This window comes from Rheinheimera riviphila, from assembly GCF_004005945.1.
GTDB lineage: Bacteria > Pseudomonadota > Gammaproteobacteria > Enterobacterales > Alteromonadaceae > Pararheinheimera > Pararheinheimera riviphila.
In genome coordinates, this window is record NZ_SACS01000052.1 from 1 (window position 1) to 516 (window position 516).

1 protein-coding gene is annotated in these 516 nt (G+C 61.6%); it reads right to left on the reverse strand.

The genetic code is table 11. The features are described 5' to 3' along the window. A partial coding sequence (locus EOE67_RS20610) for a hypothetical protein (protein ID WP_206099684.1) occupies positions 1–516 on the reverse strand: 516 nt, incomplete at both ends.

Sequence of the window (516 nt, forward strand, 5' to 3'; positions counted from 1 at the left end):
GAGCCGCTGTATTCGCGCTGGAGGTCGATCAGCGTCTGCGCGGCATTGGCGAAGTCGTCATAGGCTGTGGTGTCGCCAGCCGCGACGCGCGCCGCCAGCGGGTCATAGTCCGCCCTGGCATTCTCCAGCCGCGTGCGCAGCGAATAGCCGGAATCGCCAATCGTCAGGTTCTTATACAGGTCACTGAGGCTGCCGGTGAGCGATTGCATCGCATCCTCGACCGCCGCCTTGCGCTTGATGTTGTACAGTTCTTCAAGCTGCGCGGTTTCCTCGGTGGTGGCGCCCGCTTCCTTGAAGATCTTGATGAGCGATTGGAACTCACGGTTCAAGTCGTCGATCGCAGCGCCTACCGGGTCTTTGATCTTGCGCAGGTCGCGGAATACGCCCTCGAACTTGAGCGCCTTGGCCAAGCCCTTTTCGAGGTCGCCCGCGTTCTTGAGCAGCGCCTGTGTGCCATTGCGCAGGCCGACAATCACGCCATCGCGAATAAGATCCTGCATCGCGAAGCGCGCGGCT